This window comes from Streptomyces sp. NBC_00316, from assembly GCF_036158715.1.
Lineage (GTDB): Bacteria > Actinomycetota > Actinomycetes > Streptomycetales > Streptomycetaceae > Streptomyces.
This window is the reverse complement of record NZ_CP108024.1, coordinates 99635-117534: the sequence shown is the minus strand read 5'-3', so window position 1 is coordinate 117534 and position 17900 is coordinate 99635. Positions and strand designations below refer to the sequence as shown.

17 protein-coding genes and 4 pseudogenes are annotated in these 17900 nt (G+C 69.4%); 18 read left to right on the top strand and 3 right to left on the bottom strand.

Features of this window, described 5'->3' with window-relative positions; all coding sequences use genetic code 11:
• Position 1 precedes the first annotated feature (1 nt).
• The 16 genes and pseudogenes from OG878_RS39840 to OG878_RS39765 all read left to right on the top strand — a co-directional run bounded on the left by OG878_RS39840 (position 2) and on the right by OG878_RS39765 (position 13609).
• Positions 2 to 763, top strand: coding sequence for a polysaccharide lyase family 7 protein (locus OG878_RS39840; RefSeq protein WP_328891622.1), 762 nt, complete (start codon positions 2 to 4; stop codon positions 761 to 763).
• A 234-nt stretch (positions 764 to 997) separates the two neighbouring features.
• Positions 998 to 1630 (top strand): zinc-binding dehydrogenase, encoded by a 633-nt coding sequence (locus OG878_RS39835; protein WP_328891621.1) that lies wholly within the window; start codon positions 998 to 1000, stop codon positions 1628 to 1630.
• A 54-nt stretch (positions 1631 to 1684) separates the two neighbouring features.
• Positions 1685 to 1921: pseudogene (locus tag OG878_RS39830) on the top strand (SDR family NAD(P)-dependent oxidoreductase); the annotation flags it as partial.
• Positions 1922 to 2138: 217 nt separating this feature from the next.
• Positions 2139 to 2234, top strand: a pseudogene (locus OG878_RS39825) (cation diffusion facilitator family transporter); the annotation flags it as partial.
• A 90-nt stretch (positions 2235 to 2324) separates the two neighbouring features.
• Positions 2325 to 2762: a hypothetical protein gene (locus OG878_RS39820; RefSeq protein WP_328891994.1), complete on the top strand. Its 438-nt coding sequence runs from the start codon at positions 2325 to 2327 to the stop codon at positions 2760 to 2762.
• A 107-nt stretch (positions 2763 to 2869) separates the two neighbouring features.
• The gene (locus OG878_RS39815) at positions 2870 to 3793 is read left to right on the top strand and encodes a hypothetical protein (protein ID WP_328891620.1); all 924 of its coding nucleotides are present in this window, start codon (positions 2870 to 2872) and stop codon (positions 3791 to 3793) included.
• Positions 3794 to 3908: 115 nt separating this feature from the next.
• Positions 3909 to 5069: a permease gene (locus OG878_RS39810; RefSeq protein WP_328891619.1), complete on the top strand. Its 1161-nt coding sequence runs from the start codon at positions 3909 to 3911 to the stop codon at positions 5067 to 5069.
• An 83-nt stretch (positions 5070 to 5152) separates the two neighbouring features.
• The gene (locus tag OG878_RS39805) at positions 5153 to 5794 is read left to right on the top strand and encodes a class I SAM-dependent methyltransferase (protein WP_328891618.1); all 642 of its coding nucleotides are present in this window, start codon (positions 5153 to 5155) and stop codon (positions 5792 to 5794) included.
• A gap of 289 nt (positions 5795 to 6083) precedes the next feature.
• Positions 6084 to 6413 (top strand): annotated as a pseudogene (locus tag OG878_RS39800) (BRCT domain-containing protein); the annotation flags it as partial.
• Between the two features lie 184 nt (positions 6414 to 6597).
• On the top strand, positions 6598 to 7422 hold the full coding sequence (locus tag OG878_RS39795; protein ID WP_328891617.1) for a rod shape-determining protein MreC: 825 nt from the start codon (positions 6598 to 6600) through the stop codon (positions 7420 to 7422).
• 101 nt (positions 7423 to 7523) lie between these two features.
• Complete coding sequence (locus OG878_RS39790; RefSeq protein ID WP_328891616.1) at positions 7524 to 8006, top strand: hypothetical protein; 483 nt, start codon at positions 7524 to 7526, stop codon at positions 8004 to 8006.
• Positions 8007 to 8057: 51 nt separating this feature from the next.
• On the top strand, positions 8058 to 10361 hold the full coding sequence (secD, locus tag OG878_RS39785) for a protein translocase subunit SecD (protein WP_328891615.1): 2304 nt from the start codon (positions 8058 to 8060) through the stop codon (positions 10359 to 10361).
• 264 nt (positions 10362 to 10625) lie between these two features.
• A complete protein-coding gene (locus tag OG878_RS39780; protein ID WP_328891614.1) occupies positions 10626 to 11114 on the top strand; it encodes a shikimate kinase in 489 nt (162 codons plus the stop codon).
• A 455-nt stretch (positions 11115 to 11569) separates the two neighbouring features.
• Positions 11570 to 12127 (top strand): hypothetical protein, encoded by a 558-nt coding sequence (locus OG878_RS39775; protein ID WP_328891613.1) that lies wholly within the window; start codon positions 11570 to 11572, stop codon positions 12125 to 12127.
• Between the two features lie 133 nt (positions 12128 to 12260).
• Complete coding sequence (locus OG878_RS39770) at positions 12261 to 13088, top strand: class I SAM-dependent methyltransferase (protein ID WP_328891612.1); 828 nt, start codon at positions 12261 to 12263, stop codon at positions 13086 to 13088.
• 254 nt (positions 13089 to 13342) lie between these two features.
• Positions 13343 to 13609, top strand: coding sequence for a hypothetical protein (locus tag OG878_RS39765; RefSeq protein ID WP_328891611.1), 267 nt, complete (start codon positions 13343 to 13345; stop codon positions 13607 to 13609).
• 195 nt (positions 13610 to 13804) lie between these two features.
• Here OG878_RS39765 and OG878_RS39760 read toward each other — a convergent pair.
• From OG878_RS39760 to OG878_RS39750, 3 genes and pseudogenes are all read right to left on the bottom strand, one after another.
• Positions 13805 to 13984, bottom strand: a pseudogene (locus tag OG878_RS39760) (transposase); the annotation flags it as partial.
• 67 nt (positions 13985 to 14051) lie between these two features.
• Entirely contained in the window at positions 14052 to 15137 is a 1086-nt protein-coding gene (locus OG878_RS39755) for an integrase core domain-containing protein (RefSeq protein WP_328891610.1), read from the bottom strand.
• 460 nt (positions 15138 to 15597) lie between these two features.
• Positions 15598 to 16209 carry a TetR/AcrR family transcriptional regulator gene (locus tag OG878_RS39750; protein WP_328891609.1) on the bottom strand — a complete coding sequence of 204 codons (612 nt, stop codon included), beginning with the start codon at positions 16207 to 16209 and terminating at the stop codon, positions 15598 to 15600.
• Between the two features lie 144 nt (positions 16210 to 16353).
• Here OG878_RS39750 and OG878_RS39745 point away from each other — a divergent pair, with 144 nt between their 5' ends.
• Together OG878_RS39745 and OG878_RS39740 are read left to right on the top strand one after the other, a co-directional pair.
• Positions 16354 to 17088 carry an SDR family NAD(P)-dependent oxidoreductase gene (locus tag OG878_RS39745; RefSeq protein WP_328891608.1) on the top strand — a complete coding sequence of 245 codons (735 nt, stop codon included), beginning with the start codon at positions 16354 to 16356 and terminating at the stop codon, positions 17086 to 17088.
• A gap of 32 nt (positions 17089 to 17120) precedes the next feature.
• The gene (locus OG878_RS39740; RefSeq protein WP_328891607.1) at positions 17121 to 17744 is read left to right on the top strand and encodes an NADPH-dependent F420 reductase; all 624 of its coding nucleotides are present in this window, start codon (positions 17121 to 17123) and stop codon (positions 17742 to 17744) included.
• Positions 17745 to 17900 lie beyond the last annotated feature (156 nt).

Below are 17900 nucleotides of genomic sequence, written 5' to 3'. Positions count from 1 at the left end.
CATGAGCCGCACCCATATCCGCACGCTCGCCCTTGCCGCGGTGCTCGCCGCCGCAGGCCTCGCGCCGCTGACCGGCCAGGCCGCCGCCCTCGACGGCTGCAGCTACCCCGCCGAGCAGCTCGACCTCACCAACTGGAAGGAGACCCTGCCCACGGGCTCCGCGGGCTCCCCCACCGAGGTCAAGCAGCCGGCCCTGGCGACCTTCGCCTCCGATCCCTGGTTCACCGTCAACCCCGCCTGCACCGGCGTCCAGTTCCGCGCCGCCGTCAACGGGGTCACCACCTCGGGCTCCGGCTACCCACGCTCCGAGCTGCGGGAGATGACGAACAACGGCACCGCGAACGCCAGCTGGTCGGCCACCTCGGGCACCCACACGCTCACCTTCCGGGAGGCCTTCAAGCACCTTCCGAACGACAAGCCCGAGGTGGTGGGCGCACAGATCCACGACGCGGAGGACGACATCACCGTCTTCCGCCTCGAGGGCACGAACCTCTACATCACCAACGGCGACGACACCCACTACAAGCTGGTCACCAGCTCGTACGCACTGAACACCGTCTACGAGGGCGAGTTCGTCGTCAGCGGCGGGGAGATCAAGGCCTACTACAACGGCACCCTGGAGGCCACGATCCCGTACACGGGCTCCGGCAACTACTTCAAGGCCGGCGCCTACACCCAGGCCAACTGCAGCAACTCAGCCCCCTGCAGCGCCGACAACTACGGCGAGGTGCACATCTACAACCTCGAAGTCACCCACTCTTAGCACAGGCATGAAGCGCACCAGCGATGCCGGCTCCCTGCCCCGGGGGCCGGCGCCGCCGTGTGTGGCGCCGGCCCCCATGACCCGACCCGCGTAGCGGCTCCCGCCCGTTCCTGAGCTGCAATCCGAAGCAGTCCGCCAGGCGCTCGGTGAAGGCGTGGAGGGCTTCGCCGTCGGCGACACAGTGTTCGGCGTGGTGATGAAGCCGTTCTTGGCACCGGGTCACTGGCCGAGTACGTGACCGTGTCCGCCGCCTACGGCGTCGCTCACGTCCCCGCGGGCCTGGACATCAAGGACGCGGGGGCGCTGGGCCTGGCCGGTACCGCGGCCTTCGACAGCCTGACCGCCCTGGACGTCGCCAAGGGCGAGACGGTGCTGGTCTCCGGCGCCACCGGAGGGGTCGGCGCGCTGGCCGAGCAGCTCGGCGCCGCCACGGGTGCTCACGTGATCGCCACCGCCCGCCCCGGCGCCGAGGCCGACTTCATCACCGGCCTGACCGACGCCGACGTCGCCGTCGTGGACTTCACCGGCGACCTCGCCGCGCAGGTTCGCGCGCTCGCCCCCGAAGGTGTCGACGCGATCATGCACCTGGCCGGCGACGGCACAGAGCTCGCCAGGCTGCTCAAGCCGGGCGGCCGGATCGCCTCCACGATGGGCCTTACCCAGGAGGCCATCACCGGACAGGACGTGACCGTCCACGGCGTTATGGCCGACGCGAACGCCCAGACCCTGACCGCGCTGGCCGAGAAGGCCGCCTCCGGCGCGCTGCGCGTCCCGGTCAGTGCCACCTTCCCGCTGGAGCAGGCCGCGGACGCGTTCGCCGCGTTCGGCGCAGGGACGCTCGGCAAGATCGCCATCACCTGCTCCTGACCACCACGTTCCACCCACACCACGGAAAGAAGAGACGGAAAGAAGAGCCTGATCGTGTCCACCATCGCCATCATCGGCGCCGGCCCCGGCATGGGCCTGGCCATCGCCCGCACCTTCGGCAGCCGCGGCTGCAACGTCGCGCTGATCTCCCGCAGCAAGGACAAGCTCGACGCCCTGGCCGAGCAGCTCGGCGGCGAGGGCATCACCGCCGAGGGCTTTGCCGCCGACGTCATGGACCAGCCCTCCCTGATCGCCGCGCTGGAGGCCGCTGAGGCCCGGTTCGACGGCGAGCTCGAAGGGCTGAGAGTCCAGCTCGTCGTCGAATCCGGCGTCGCCCTGGTGGCGCTGGGGGTGGCAACGGCGCTGTCCGTGTACAAGCCGCGGGGCCGTACCGGCACGGGCTGCGCAGGCAGCGCGCGGCGACGGAGTCCGTCGACGCATCCGCGCCCGGTCGGCCCCTGGGACGCGCAGCAGTTTCCTGACCAGCGAGCTATGGCGGCCGCAGTACTTCATCGGCAACGAGTGGGTGGCCCGCTACCGCAGCCGCACCAGACGCATGATCGGCTCCGCTGCCCTGGTCGCGGACGGTCTGCACGCCCGTACCGCCCGAAGGAGCGCCAGGTACCCGGACGGGGTACCGTCGTCCGGGCGGCGCCGACACGGGAGCGCTCAAGGACTGAGGAAGGATGCAGCAGTGACAGGCACGGGACAGACCCGCAGGCGGGGCGTCGCCCGGCTGCTGGCGCTCTGCGCGGTCCTGCTCGGCCTGTTCCTCATGCACGGCGCACCGGCCACTGCCGCCGGGGGCTGCCACGGCGAGATGACCGCGCCGGCCGCGATGCACGAAGCCCCCACGGCGGTCGCCATGGAATCCATGACGCCACCGGTCATGGCGCATTCCGGCGCCCAGCAGGCGGCCGACACAGCGGCTATGCACGGTGCCCTGTGCGTCTCCACCCCTGCACGCGACAAGACCCCGCTGCCGATCGGCGGACTGGTGGCCGTCGCCGCGATCCTCGCCGCCGGCTACCTCGCGGGCCGGCCCTGGGCTCTCGGCCGTACGGGGCGGCGCGGACCACCGCCGTCCGGCGGGCGAAGTCTGCTGCTCCAGGTGTGTATCGCGCGGACGTGACAGGACGCGCCGGAACCCGGTTGTGAGGACCGGGCCCGGCAATTCTCGTCCTGCTCACCCCGCGCGCCGCCCCGGTGTGGCGCGCCCACCCGGAAAGACCCACCTTCATGTTCGTTTCTTCTCGTTCCACCCTGCGCCGTCGGGCCCTCGCGGCGGCAGGCACCGCCGCCGCTCTCGCGCTGACGCTGGCTGCGTGCGGCTCCTCCGGCGACTCCTCGATGCCTGGCATGGACCACGGCGCCAAGTCCTCCGCGTCCGCCTCGGCGAGCGCGTCGCCCTCGATGGGCGACATGACCGGCATGGACCACATGGCCGCCGGCAACGGTCTGTCCGACACCCAGGACGGCTACCGCCTCACCAACCGGGACGCCAGCCTGCCGACGGACAAGCAGAGTGCCTACCGGTTCGCCGTCACCGGTCCCGACGGCAAGCCGGTGACCGACTTCGCGCTCGACCAGACCAAGCGGATGCACTTCTACGCCATCTGCTCGGACCTGACCGGCTTCCAGCACGTCCACCCGACCATGGCCGCCGACGGCACCTGGAGCGCCGACCTCGCCTCCCCCGCACCCGGCTCGTGGCGCATGTTCGCCTCCTTCACCCCCGACAGCGGCAGCAGCAAGGGCAAGGACTTCGTCCTCAGCCGCACCGTCACCGTCCCCGGTAAGGCGGCCAAGACCCCGCTGCCGGCGGCGGCGGACTCCACCGAGGTCGACGGGTACGACGTCACCGTAAAGGGCAAGCCGATGGCCGGCATGGCCCACCCGCTGACGGTCACCGTCACCAAGGACGGCAAGCCCGTCACCGACCTTCAGCCGTACCTGGACACCTACGCTCACCTGACCGCCTTCCACGAGGGCGACCAGGCATTCGCGCACCTGCACCCCACCACGAAGGTCAACGGCGACCACGGCGGTCCGGAACTGTCCTTCCACGCCGAACTGCCCACGGCCGGGAACTGGCGGCTGTTCCTGCAGTTCCAGACCGCAGGCAAGCTCCACACCGCAGCCCTCACCCTGAACGTCGGCTGAACCCCCTGCGGGGCGCCGCCCGTCCGGCGGCGCCCCGCACCTCCGGCCACGACGACACCAGCCGGGCTGGCCGTGTCGGTGCCCCAGGACGTACCGCTGCCGGAAGGCTTCCGCTATGCACGCCGTACTGCACGCGCTGTCCATCGCCGGTTCCATGACCTGGGAGATCACCTGGGCCCTGATCCTGGGGTTCGCCCTGTCCGCCGTGGTCCAGGCCGTCGTCCGCAAAACGACCGTCGTCTCCCTGCTCGGCGATGACCGCCCCCGCACCCTCGCCATCGCCTCCGGCCTCGGCGTGGCCTCCTCCTCGTGTTCCTACGCCGCCGTCGCCCTGGCCCGCTCCCTGTTCCGCAAAGGCGCGAACTTCACCGCCGCGATGGCCTTCGAGATCGCCTCCACCAACCTCGTCGTCGAGCTCGGCGTGATCCTCGCCCTGTTGATGGGCTGGCAGTTCACCGCGGCCGAGTTCATCGGCGGGCCCATCATGATCGTCGTGCTGGCGGTCCTGTTCCGGCTGTTCCTCCGCGACAAGCTCCTGCGTCAGGCCCGCGAGCAGGCCGAACGCGGAATCGCCGGCTCGATGGAAGGGCACGCGGCGATGGACATGTCCGTGCAGCGTGAAGGGTCCTTCGCCCGACGCCTGCTCTCACGCGAGGGCTTCACCTCCACCAGTCACGTGTTCGTCATGGAGTGGGCCGCGATCCTGCGCGACCTGGTGATAGGACTGCTCATCGCGGGGGCCATCGCTGCCTGGGTGCCGGACTCGTTCTGGCGCGCGTTCTTCTTCGACGGACACCCACTGGCAGCCAAACTGTGGGGGCCCATCATCGGCCCGCTCGTCGCGATCGCGTCGTTCGTCTGCTCCATCGGGAATGTGCCGCTGGCGGTGGTGCTGTGGAAGGGCGGCATCAGCTTCGGTGGCGTCGTCGCGTTCATCTTCGCCGACCTGCTGATCCTGCCCATCCTCAACATCTACCGGAAGTATTACGGCGCAAGAATGGCCCTCTTCCTGTTCGGCACCTTCTATCTCGCCATGGTCATCGCCGGCTACATCGTGGAGTTCGTGTTCGGCGGCCTCGGTCTCATCCCTGATCAGGCCGACGCCAAGGTCCCCATGGAAGGCATCACTTGGAACTACACCACCTGGCTCAACATCGCCTTCCTCACCCTGGCCGCCGCCCTCCTCTTCCGGTTCTTCCGCACCGGCGGGCGGGACATGCTCCGCATGATGGGCGGCGCACCCACTACGCGCCACGACCACGGCGACCATGGCTGAGCGCAACATCCACCTGGGGGTGGGGCACTGTGTCCACCCCCAGGCCGATTCCGGCGCTGCCCAGTCAGTGCTCGACTGGTCCCATGAGCCCTCTGCTGCCCCGCATCCTGCCCAGCCCTGACGGCAAACCGTCACCGCAGAACGACACCGCAGCGGCATTCCGGGCCTTCGCCCGCGACCTGGCAGCAGGCCGGCGCCCCTGGACCACCGAAACAGCCGGCTTCCTCTCCGACCTGTTCGACCAGCTCGCCGGCTCCTGGGACAGTGACCAGGCCACCGGCCGTGACGATCCCCTCCACGACGCACTCGCTCGCGGCGGCCCCTTCCCCCACGGCACCTGCCTGGAAATCGGCTCCGGCACCGGCCTGTTCACGCCCACGCTCTCGGCAGCATTCGGCACCGTGATCAGCATCGACCTGTCCGAGCAGATGCTTCGCCAGGCCGCCGAACGTTCGCCGATCCGCGTGCGCGCCGATGCCAGTGCCCTGCCAAGTGCCGATGCCACGGTGTCGGTCGTCGCCGCCATCGACATGCTGTTGTTCCCCCGCGAGTTGGCCCGCGTGCTGGCGCACGACGGTGTACTGCTGTGGATCAATCAGCTCGGGCAGGACGGCCCTCTGTACCTGTCATCCGAAGAAGTCGCGGCTGCCCTTCCAGGCCAATGGACCTCAGTGGAGGCCGCTGCCGGCTGGGGAAGCTGGGCCGCTCTGCGACGTAATCGCTGACCCCACGACGCAGGGGTGCGAACGCCAGCCAGCGGCCCGCCCTGTGCGCCAGCGAGCTTGTTCGAAAACCGCCTCCGTAGGTTGTTCGGCGGCCCCGGAGAGCGTTGGGAGATGCGCACCGCGGCGACGGCTGGTCAGACCGTCGATGAGTTCCTGAAGACCGCGCTCTCCAGGCCGCGAACGGTCCATTCCTCCTGCCCTGGAGCTGGCCGCGGAGACCGTGGCCGCTCGTACCCGAGAAGTTGTCGTCCAACACGACTACGCCCTATAAGCCCTGGCCAGTCCGCTGCCGCCGGAGCCCGGTGAGGTGGACGCGGAGGGCGCCGCCGGCGCCGCGGACGGCGAGGCGGCGGCCGAGCGGCCGCTGGACGGGATGACGGTGGTGGTCACCGGAGCCATGACCGGGGTGCTGGAGAAGCTCTTGCGGAACCAGATGAACGAACTGATCGAGCGGGCCGACGGGAAGTCCTCGTCCAGCGTCTCCAAGCGCACCACGCTGCTGGTCGCAGGGGAGAAGGCCGGGTCCAAGCGCACCAAGGCTGAGGTCCTCGGCGTACGGATCGCCGCACCGGACGAGTTCGCCGAGCTGATCGCCGAGTTCCTGCCGTCGGAGGTGTGAGGGGCGGACCACTCGGGCGCCCGTACGCGGGGGTGGACGGACGGGCGCGCCGATCCCTTGGATTTTGCCTGAGAGTGGCTTTCTTTGCCTTCCTATTGCATAGTGAGGGTTCGGTCGTGCCTCGCTATCAGCGGGTCGACGTGTGTGTGAACGGCTGCTGAGGCAGGCCGGGGGATGAGGGACGATGCATTCTCCGCACGACGGACGGCGGCACGGCCGGTCCATCCGCAACGGATACCGCGGTGCCACCCGCGGACTCGCCCTCGACCTCGGCAGTTCCTGCACCCGCGCCTGGATCCCCGGACTCGGCATCGTCACCGACGTCGAGTCCACCGGCGATCCCGGGGGCGGGTCCGGTCACGGCCGTCCGGTCCGGCGCGGGCGCATCGTCGACCCCGAGTCCTGCGGCCGGATTCTCAGCCGCATCGCCGGCACGGCTCTGGGCGCCGACCGGAGCGAGACCCTGATCGTCCTCAGCCACCCGGTACTCGCCGGGCCCGAACACCGGGCCGAGGTGCGGGAGATGCTCGCCGCACTCGGGCCGACGAGGATCATCGTGCTGGACAGCGCGAGAGCCGCTGCCGCTTACGCCGGACCGCAGGACGGCGGCCCGCTGCTCGTCGTCGACATAGGCGCCGAGCTGACCGAAGTCACCCTCCTGGTCGACGGAATGGTCCGTGACGCCCGCCAGGCCGAGACCGGGCTCAGTGACCTCGGACCCGATGAGCCGCCCACCGCCGTCGTGCGCACCGCACTGGACATGATCATGGAGATGTGGCGGCAGGACCGGCACGGCGCGGTCCTCGGAGCCCTGCGCAAGGGGCCGCTGCTCGCCGGCGGCGGTGCGCTGCGCCCCGACGTCACCAACAGGATCGCGGTCCGCCTCGGGGTTCCGGTGCGGCTCGCTGACGACCCGGCCACCACGGTGGTCCGCGGCGCGGGACTGATCCTCGACTCCGCGCTCCGGAAGGCCGGCGCGGCACCCGCCCTGCCCGGCCCGGTGAGGTGACCACCTTCCCGGGGGCGTCCCCGGGGTACACACCCCTGCGACGGTGGATGGACAGCCCGGTCCGCCGAGGGCGCGCGGCGGCAGCCCGTCAAACGCTCGTCGTGCTCCTTCTCGTCGTGCTCACCGTCGTCGGCGGCGCGTCCGCAGCCGTCGCGGCCGCCGGAGGCGTAACCCCGTCACGCTCCCTGTCCGGTCCTGAGTCCGCCACCACGCACACGCCCGCCGCCCCGACGCCCGCCCGGCGCACCGACCTGACCGCCCGCCCCGGCCCGCCGCACGACACCCGGTGGACCCGCACGGCCACGGCCACGGCGACCGGCCACGACCGCACGGACCTCCCGGCAGTACCCCGTCCCTGGGTCGCCACCGACCACATCCGCATCCAGCACCAGCTCCCGCCGCCCGGCCCCGGCGGCGCCCTGTTGCCGGGGCCGTTCCGGGTCCAGGTACCGCTTCCCGCTCGGCAACAGACCACGGACGCCCCCTCCTTCGCAACCGACCGCTTTCGCGTGGCGCTCCCCGGCGTACGGGGCCCTCCGAGGACGGACCGTTCCCTCGGCCACCGTTCTGCTCGACAGATCTGACGGCACGTCCTCGCCGAGATGAGGACGGCCGGCGTCCCTCGGAGGATTTCCATGACTCGCGCCACCACGGTGCGAGCGGTCCTGGCTGCGGCCGTGCTGCTCGTCTCCGTGCTCATCACGCTGACCATGTCACCCAGACTCGGCCTCGATCTTCAGGGCGGCACCAGGATGGTGCTCCAGGCCAAGGACTCCGCCACCGCGAAGGCGGACCGGGAAAGCACCGACCGGACTCTCGAGGTGCTGCGCCGGCGCATCGACTCGCTCGGCGTCTCCGAACCGACCCTGACCCGGTCCGGGGAGGACCGGATCATCGTCGAACTGCCCGACGTCCAGGACCCGCGCAAGGCCGCCGAAGTCATCGGCAGGACCGCCCAGCTCAGCTTCCACGCCGTCCGGGGCCCGGGCACGGAACAGGAGAAGGGCAAGGCCGCGGGGCTGACGCTGCCCGACGAGGAGGGCCGCCTTCTCGCGCTCGGCCAGGCCCGGCTCACCGGCGCGGGCGTCAAGGACGCCGGGGCCTCCTTCGATGCCCAGCAGGGCGCCGGCTGGACCGTCGCCCTCGACTTCCACAAGGACGCGGGCCGGGACTGGACCCGGCTGACCGGCGAAGCCGCCTGCCATCCCGCTCAGGACGAACGGCGACGGGTCGCCATCGTCCTCGACGACCGGGTCATCTCCTCGCCCCAGGTCGCCCCGTCCGTCGGCTGCAACGTCGGCCTGCCGTCCGGCTCCACGCAGATCACCGGCTCCTTCGGCGCCGACGAGGCCCGCGATCTCGCGCTGCTCATCAAGGGCGGCGCGCTGCCCCTCCCCGTCGAGCTCGTCGAACAGCGGACCGTCGGCCCGACGCTCGGCGCCGCCGCCATCGACGCCAGCGCCCGGGCGGCCCTCATCGGTGCCGCCGCCACCGTCCTCTTGATCACGTTCGTCTACCGGCTCTTCGGCGCCCTCGCCGCGATGGCCCTGGCCGCGTACGGAGTCATCTCGTACGCCGCACTGGTCGCCCTCGGCGTCACCCTCACCCTCCCCGGACTCGCCGGATTCGTCCTCGCCATCGGGATGGCGGTCGACGCGAACGTGCTGGTCTTCGAACGTGCGAGAGAGGAGTACGCGGAACGGTCCGGCCGTTCCCTGCGCTCCGCGATGACCGCCGGGTTCCGTAACGCCTGGAGCGCGGTCGCCGACTCCAACCTGACCACACTGATCGCGGCCGGTCTGCTCTTCTTCCTCGGCTCCGGACCGGTCAAGGGCTTCGGGGTCACGCTCGCCATCGGTGTTCTCGCGTCGATGTTCTCGGCGCTGGTCATCGCTCGCGCCCTCACCGAGATCGCGTCCCACTCGCGATTCGTCGGCGACTACCGGGGCGTCAACGGCATCGCACGCCCCGGACGGGTACGGACCTGGCTGGCCCGCCGTGACCCGCAACTGTTCCGGTCCCCTCGCCGCTGGCTGCTGATCTCCACGGTACTGATCGCCGTCGCGGTCCTCGGCATCGTCGAACGAGGTGTCGACCTGGGCGTGGAGTTCACCGGCGGCCGACTCGTCGAGTACTCCACGAGCCGGCCCGTCGACGTGGAGACCGCCCGCACCGTCCTGGCCGGAGCGGGATTCGGCGACGCCGAGGTGACCACGGCGGGAGCCGGCGACCTCTCCGTACGCACGGGAGACCTCGACAACCACGAGGAGCACGCCCTGCGTGCCGCCCTCGCCGAGGCGGGCGGCGACACCACCAAGGTCCGCGACGAACTGATCGGCCCCAGCCTCGGCGACGAACTGCGGCGCAACGCCCTCATTGCGCTCGCCGTCGCCGTGCTCGTACAACTCGCCTATCTGACGGTCCGGTTCCGCTGGACGTTCGCCCTCGCATCGGTCGCCGCGCTCGTCCACGACGTCGTCCTGCTGGTCGGCGCGTTCGCCTGGCTCGGCCGCACCGTCGACGGCATCTTCCTGGCCGCACTCCTGACCGTCATCGGCTACTCCGTCAACGACTCGGTGGTCGTCTTCGACCGGGTCCGCGAACTGTGGGCGATGGCACGCCGAGAATCCGTGACGACCATCGCCAACCGTGCCGTCCTGCAGACCGTGCCCAGAACCGTCAACACAGGCATGGGGGCCCTCTTCATCCTGGCCGCCCTCGCCGTGCTGGGCGGCGACTCCCTCGAGGACTTCGCGCTCGCCCTGCTCATCGGCATCTGCGTCGGCACGTACTCCTCCGTCCTGACCGCCGTACCGGTCGCGCTCACCCTGGAGAAGAGAGCCAAGACCCCGCCGCCCGCCCGCAAGCGCGCCTCCGGACGCACGTCCGGCGCAGGAGCGAAACGCCGGGACCCGCTCGACAACGGGGCGCGCGTATAACCGCTTCGCGCTCCGACGACGTGTGCCGCCCCCGCCCAGCGGTGCGGGGGCGGCACACGCTGCGGCGGTCCCGCGTCTGGCACTACACCGAACGACATCCGCACCCTGCGCATGGACGCGTACGACATCGCCGATCGGCTGAGGTCCTGGCCCACCCCCTGACCATCCGCACTCAGGCCACGCGACTCGACGGGACACGCGACGGCCTGGGAAGAAGTGCACACCGCCGACGCCACTCATCGAACGCGACGAGGTGACCGCCGCATGAGCCACGTTGCAGGCACCGACGCCCCCTGGATGGTGCTGGTCGGGCCAGCCGGCACGGGCAAGACCACCCTCGGCCGAGAAATCGCCGCCAAGGCGCAAAGACCGTTCATCGATCTGGACGCCGCTGCCCACGGGTACTACCTGCAGGCGGGGTGGAGCATGCCCAAACTCCGCGAGCGCATCGCCATCGTTGGACGTCTCGCGGCCGAGGCGGAGTGGGAGCCGGCTCGGGCACACGCCGTGGTGCGTGTCGTCGCCGACCATCCCGGCGCAGTCATCGCCCTGGGCGCAGGCCATACCAGCTACACCCATCACGAGCACTTGGCCATGGTCCGCAAAGCATTGCGCCACTGTCGAGACGTCGTCCAAGTCCTGCCCGCACCCCGACCGGGAGACCTCGCTGACCGTCCTACGACAACGCTGCACGGCCAGCAAGGGAGCAACTTGGATCGTCGATGGACACGACTTCCTCGCCCACTGGCTTGACGACCCAGGCACACAACAGGTGGCGACACGGACGATCTACACCCACGACGAGAGTCCCGCCCAGACCGCAGCCCGCCTGCTCCAATAGGAGCGAGCAGGCCACTAATCACCAGATCCACAAGTATTGACTATTGCTCTGCGCCCCTCGCCGAGTTCAGCATGGGCAGCCCGCCCATGGGCAAGGCCGAGGCCCAGCGCTGGCTGGGCATCTACACCCGAATGGTTACCGGCGGCCAGCTCCCCATCGACCCGAAGGTGCGGTCATGACGGGCTCAACGCCCGCACCGCGTGGGGCCGAAGCGGAGCGCCTCGCTCGCGCGCCTTACGTGGCCAGATCGTGCGGCGTAGCCGCTTCCCTCTACTTCGCCGCCGCGGTCCGCAGGGCCGGCCCGAACCCCTGCACCTGACAGGGCGCCCCTGCGATGATGCGGACCCGCACCCATCCCAGGGGGACCATGCGCACCCGACTCAGCGCCGTCGCAGTGACCCCGGCCACCCTGCTCGCCCTCACGGGCTGCGGGGCCAAAGCCGACGTCGCCGCCTGCAAGGCCGCCATGGCCAAAGCGTTCGATGAGGCCATAGCCGCAGGCGACACGGCCGACTCGGTAAAGAAGAGCGAGAGCCCGGCCGCCTGCGACGGGGTCGACGACGAGACGGTCCAGCGCTTCGCCGCTGAACTGATCAGCGATCGGGCCGGCAAAGCGGCCGAGGACGTGATGGAGAGCGCCGCACCCGACGCGATCAACGCAAAGACGGCCCTGGAAACTGAGCCTGTCCGTGCCGAATACCTCAAGCGGCACCTGCTGCACCAGGGCGTCTACCTCGAACGCATCCGCGGCAACCGGGTACTGCACGAAGTACTGTTCGTCGGCGCCGACCCGTTGCACCTCACCCTGGTCTTCAACCTGTCCCGTACCGCCGCGAGCCGCTACGCGACCATCGCCGAGAACCTGCTCGACGACCGGACGGGAGTCCGCCGCGATGCGGTCGGATGGGAGAGCGGGCGCTCTTGACGGCTGCCCGTAGGGGGATTTCCGACCGAACGATGCTGGCGGAGCAGACAGGAAAGACCGGCACGGCTTCTGTCGAGGAGTTGCCGCAAAAACAGTGGCGTCCCCATGGACGAGCCTCATAGCTTGTGCGCTCGTGACAGATGACCCGAAGACGCGCCCGAATCGACATGACCTCGGCCGGGTGTTCAACGAGGTGCCGGAACTCTACGACCGGGTCCGGCCGGCATACCCCGACAAGCTGTTCGCGGACCTTGTCGCCGTCACCGGCATGGACGAAACGTCGTCGGTGCTGGAGGTGGGCTGCGGTACCGGCCAGGCCACGCACTCGCTGGCGGCGCTCGGATGCTCAGTGACCGCCATCGAGCCGGGCGAAGAAATGGCCGCCCTCGCTCGCCAACGGATGGCCGTCTTCGGCAACGTCGAAGTCGAGACCTCGACGTTCGAGGAGTGGGACGACCGCGGTCGCCGCTTCGATGTTCTTGTGGCTGCGTCGTCGTGGCACTGGGTCGTGCCGTCGATCGGCTGGCAACGAGCGCACGACGTGCTCTTTCCCGGAGGTTGGATGGCACTGCTCGGCCACGTCGTTGTACGCCGACCGGGAGAGCCGGAGGTGTATGCCGAGACCGCCGATCTCCACGAGCGGTTCTGCCCCGGGAACCCCGGCTGGGGTCATCCTCCCCTGGAGGACGACGTGCGCACCACCGACAAGGGTTGGGGCTTGGTCGACGATCCCGGAGGATTGTTCGGCCCGACGATCGTGCGCTGGTGCCCGACCGTTCAGTGGTTCAACGGGGACGGCTTTGCCGATCACCTTCGCTCGCTGTCGCTGTACCGCAGGCTCGACCGCGACGTCCGCGAGCCCCTGCTCGACGCCGTCGCCGAGCGTATCCGCACGCGGATGGGCGACCGAGCACCACGCCGTTACCTGAGCGTCCTCCGTGTCGGACAGCGCGCCAAGTGAGCCCAGCGGTGAAGGACCCGCCGATTCAGCGGCAGCGGACCCACCGCACTTTCATGCCAGCCTGCCGAAGACGCCGTGGGTGCGATGGCGCGACGGGCAACGACGCCTCTTGCCCGCTCGGGTCGTCCAGCAGCTTCATGATTTGTACGGCTGTGGGAGTGATCAATGCATGAATGACGTTACGCTCTGATCCCTTTCGCGCATCGTTCTCCATGTGTCTACCCGATCTGGGGCAGAGCAGCGGAGGAGAACATATGAGGAACGTCCAGAAGATTGCCGCGGTGACCGTAGCCACCTGCGGAATCCTCTTCGCCGGCATCGGCGTGGCCAGCGCTGACACCGGTAACGGGGGGGACAACATCCCCGTGCTCAGCAACTTCAACCAGCTCGACTGGGACGATTCGCCCTTCTGTGGAATTCAAGTCAAGACCAAGGACAGCAAGCAGGAGACGAACTGTCCGGTAGTGCACAACGAGGGCAGCTATAAGAGCCCCGTCTACATCATCACTTTCGGATCTTGATCTTCCAAAGCGGTCCGGCGGTTCGCCCGTCGGGCCGTTTGGCTTGTCGGGGCGCTGGCAGGCAGGTGAGTGATCCGGCTGTTGTGTCGGGTGGGCTCCCAGGGCTTCGGCATGGTTCGGCCTCGCATTTTTGATCACGTCAGGCCGAGGAGGGCCAGGGGGGCGGGTTTGGTCCGGCCATGCTCACTGATCGTTTCAGAATGCGGTTCGGAGTCGCCTCAAACAGATGATGCTGCAGGCGAGTTGGAGCGGGCCTTGGTGGAGGTCGGCGCGTATCTCGTAGCGGATGCGGAGTCGTTTGAACTGGTGGAGCCAGGCGAAGGTGCGCTCGACGACCCATCGGGTCTTGCCCCGGCCGGGGCCGTGCGGGATGCCGCTGACCTGGGCCGGAGCGCGATCGGCGCCGCTGTTCCTGTGCCGTTCGGAAACTCGTCGCCGCTGGTCAGGCCGCACATCTGTACTCGTTGACCACGCCGCCGAGGAGACGAGTGCGTAGGAGCCGGTGAGCGGTCGGGGTGACCATGGGCTCCGGGTGCTCGCAGGCGAGGGGCGGGAGTTGCCCCCGGGCCTGATGCGGACGATGACCGTTGTAGTGCCGGGCATAGGCGTGCAGGACCTGTCGGGCGTGGGTCTCGTTCCAGATCAGCAGGTGGTCGAGGACCTCGCGGCGCAGGGTGCCAACGACCCGCTCGCAGTGCGCGTTCATCCGAGGGGCGCGCGGAGCGGTCCGCACGACCTCGATACCGTCGGCGGCGAAGACCGCGTCGAAGAACTCGGTGTACTTCGCGTCCCGGTCGCGGAGCAGGAAACGCAGCGAGTCGACCCGTACACCCAACTCGACGGCGAGGTTTCTCGCCTGCTGCACCGTCCAACATCCGGTGGGATGGGCGGTCACGCCGGCGATGTGCAGTCGGCGTGTGCCGTGCTCGAGGAAGACCAGCGCGTACACGCGGCGCAGGTCGACCAGGTCGATGTGTACGAAGTCGCAGGCGATGATGCCCTGGGCTTGCGCGGTCAGGAACTCTCGCCACGTCGGGCCGTTGCGGCGTGGAGCTGGATCGATGCCCGCTGCGGTGAGGATCTCCCAGACCGTCGTCGAGCCGACCGGGTGTCCGAGCCGGACGAGCTCCCCTTGGATCCGTCGGCAGCCCCAGCGCGGATTCTCCTTCGCGAGCCGCACCACCAGCGCCTTCACCGTGCTCGCGGTCGACGGTCTCCCGGGCCTGCTCCGGCGCTTGCTGTAGTCCCACTTCTTGGCGATCAGCCTGCGGTGCCACGCCAGCAGCGTCGCGGGCGTCACTGGGAACACCTGCGCCCACCGGTGCCGGGGGATCAGCGACGACAGCGCCGCGAACCACAGCCGATCCGCTGGCTCGTACCGCACAGGACCGGTGAGCTGCCTGCGCAGCACCGCGTTTTCGTGGCGCAACACCAGCAATTTCGCGTCCTTGGCCATGTCCCTGCGCAGCAGCACCGCCGGGACCGCGAGGAGCTTCCGAGCCACCCGATACACCAACGAGACGATCACCCAGACAGGGTTCCAGCAGACCGTAAGGGCGCGCCAGACCCCCTACGACCAGCAGCGATGAGTTTCCGAACGGCACAGGGTTCCAGCCGGACGTTTTGGCTGCCGGCCTGTTGGCCTTCGTTCCGGGCTGGTGTGGCCGAGATGGACCATCCGCATCTTCACAACTTCCCAGCTGCGTACGAGTACTTCATGCGCCACCGTGTGCGGACGTATGTGATCAGCCGTCTGTTCGAACCGGCGGCGCGTCGGCGCCCTGGGCCGAGACGACGGCCTCGAACTCCTGCAACCTTCGAGGGTCGCCATTCTCCCCGGCGGCATCTGCTGCGGCCTTCAACAGGCGAGCGGGGGCGGCCAGTTCCGTAAAAGCCTGCAATGCCAGGTGCCGGGCGGCTGGTATCGCGTGCCAGCCGGTGCAGCCGCGTGACCGGTAGCGCGTCCAGCCCGGCCGCGATGTGCCACGTCAACTCGACACTTCCTCCCGCCGCCGGTCATCGCTGGCTGTGGCGGGGATGGCGTTGTCGATGAGGACGGCGGCGATGGCGGCGGCGGTGGGGAAGGCGTCGGCGTCGAGGACCTGGGTGCGGGCCGCGGCGCCGTCGATGAGCAGCGCGAGCTGCTCGCCGAGCTGTTCAGGGTCGGCGGCGCCGGCTTCGCGGGCGGTGTCGGCGAGCCGCGCGGCGACGGCCTTCTTGTAGTCGCGTGCGTACTGGGATGCGGGGTGCTGGGGGTCGTGGAGTTCGACGGCGGCGGCGATGTAGGGGCACAGGGGGGTGGTGGGGGGGATGTCGAAGGCGGCGAGGAGCCGTTCGCGGGGCGTGAGGTCGGTGCGGTCGAACACGCCGGACAGAACTGAGGGGTCGAACCGGCGCAGGTACTCGGCGATGAGTTCGTCCTTGCCGCCGAAGTGCTGGTAGGCCGTGCGCTTGGACACCTCGGCCGCCGCGCAGAGCTGGTCCATGCCGGTGCGGTTGATGCCCTGCTCACGGAACAGTTGCTGGGACGCGCTGAGGATGCGCTCGCGGGCGCCCCGGCCGCGGCGGCGGCCCGTGGGGCCCTTTTCCAACTCCGTCATGGGTCCATGGTACTCCAGCTGGGTAACGACCGGTGTACATAGTTTGCGTCCCGACCGCCCGCCCGGTACCTTAAGTGCACGGAGCGGTGTACATAACGCCGTCACCCCAGGTACACACGGCACCACCGACCCAAGGGAACGACTATGGGAAAGCTTGACGGCAAGGTCGCGGTCATCACCGGCGGCACCACCGGCATGGCGCTGGCCGGTGCGAAGCTGTTCGTCGACGAGGGGGCGCACGTCTTCATCACCGGCCGCCGCCAGGACGCCCTGGACGAGGCCGTGAAGCAGATCGGCCGCAACGTCACCGGCGTCCAGGGCGACGCCGCCGACCTGGACGACCTGGACCGCCTGTACGACACCGTCAAGCGGGAGAAGGGAAGCCTCGACGTGCTGTGGGCCAGCGCCGGAGGGGGCGAGCCCGCCCCGCTCGGCGAGATCACCGAGGCCCACTTCGACGCCGCGTTCTACCTCAACGCCCGCGGCACCCTGTTCACCGTCCAGAAGGCCCTCCCGCTCTTCAACGACGGCGGTTCCATCCTCATGACCGGCTCCAACGCCTCCCTCGGCGCCTTCCCCGGCTGGAGCGTCTACGCCGGCAGCAAGGCCGTCCAGCAGGCCTGGGCCCGCGTCTGGCTCAACGAGCTCAAGGACCGCCGCATCCGCGTCAACGTCCTGACCCCCGGCCAGGTCGCCACCGCCAAGCAGGAAGAACTCTTCGACGGGGCCACCATGCGCCAGTTCGAGTCCCTCATCCCCCGCGGCCAGATGGGCCGCCCCGACGAAATCGCCACCGCCGCCCTCTTCCTCGCCTCCGACGACTCCAGCTACGTCAACGGCATGGAACTCGTCGCCGACGGCGGCACCACCGCCATCTGAACCGAACAACCACAACCAGGGCGGGACATCTCATGAGCAACATCAGCATCATCGGCACCGGGAACATGGCCCGCACCATCGGCGCGCGGGCGATAGCGGGCGGCAACACCGTCGAGGTCATGGGCCGCGTTCAGTCCAAGGCCGCTGACCTGGCCAAGGCTCTCGGCGGCGGCGCCACGACGGGAGAATGGGGCACCGCCCCGGCCGGGGACATCGTCATCGTGGCCCTGCTGTACGACGGCGTCGTGCCGGTCGTCGCCCAGTACGGAGACGCTCTCGCGGGCAAGGTCATCGTCGACATCAGCAATCCGTTCAACTCCACGTTCGACGGGCTAGCCCACCGCGAGGAGACCTCGATCGCGCAGGAAGTCGCCAAGGCGGCCCCGGCCAGCGCCAGCGTGGTGAAGGCGTTCAACACCGTCTTCCGCCATGTCCTGGAGAAGGGTCGGCCCGACGTCTTCATCGCTGGCGATAATGCGCAGGCCAAGGCAAGTGTGGAGGCGTTCATCGAGAGCCTCGGGCTGCGCCCGTTGGACGTCGGCGGCCTGAAAATGGCGCACTGGCTGGAAGGAGCGGGCGTGGTCACGGTGGGCCTCGCCAACCACGGGGTGGGGAACTTGGACTTCGCCCTCAGCATCACCGAACTTCCCGTCTGAGCAAACGGTTGACGGATCACCGAAAGGACTCGCCAAGTGAGCCTGTGGCGAGTCGGTGGGGTAGCGGTCCTGCGCGTCCTTCTCGAAGGCGAAGATCACTTCCGTCAGGTCAATGACAGCTCCGTCCAGTCGTGCTTCGGCCGCCTCCAGCCCCCG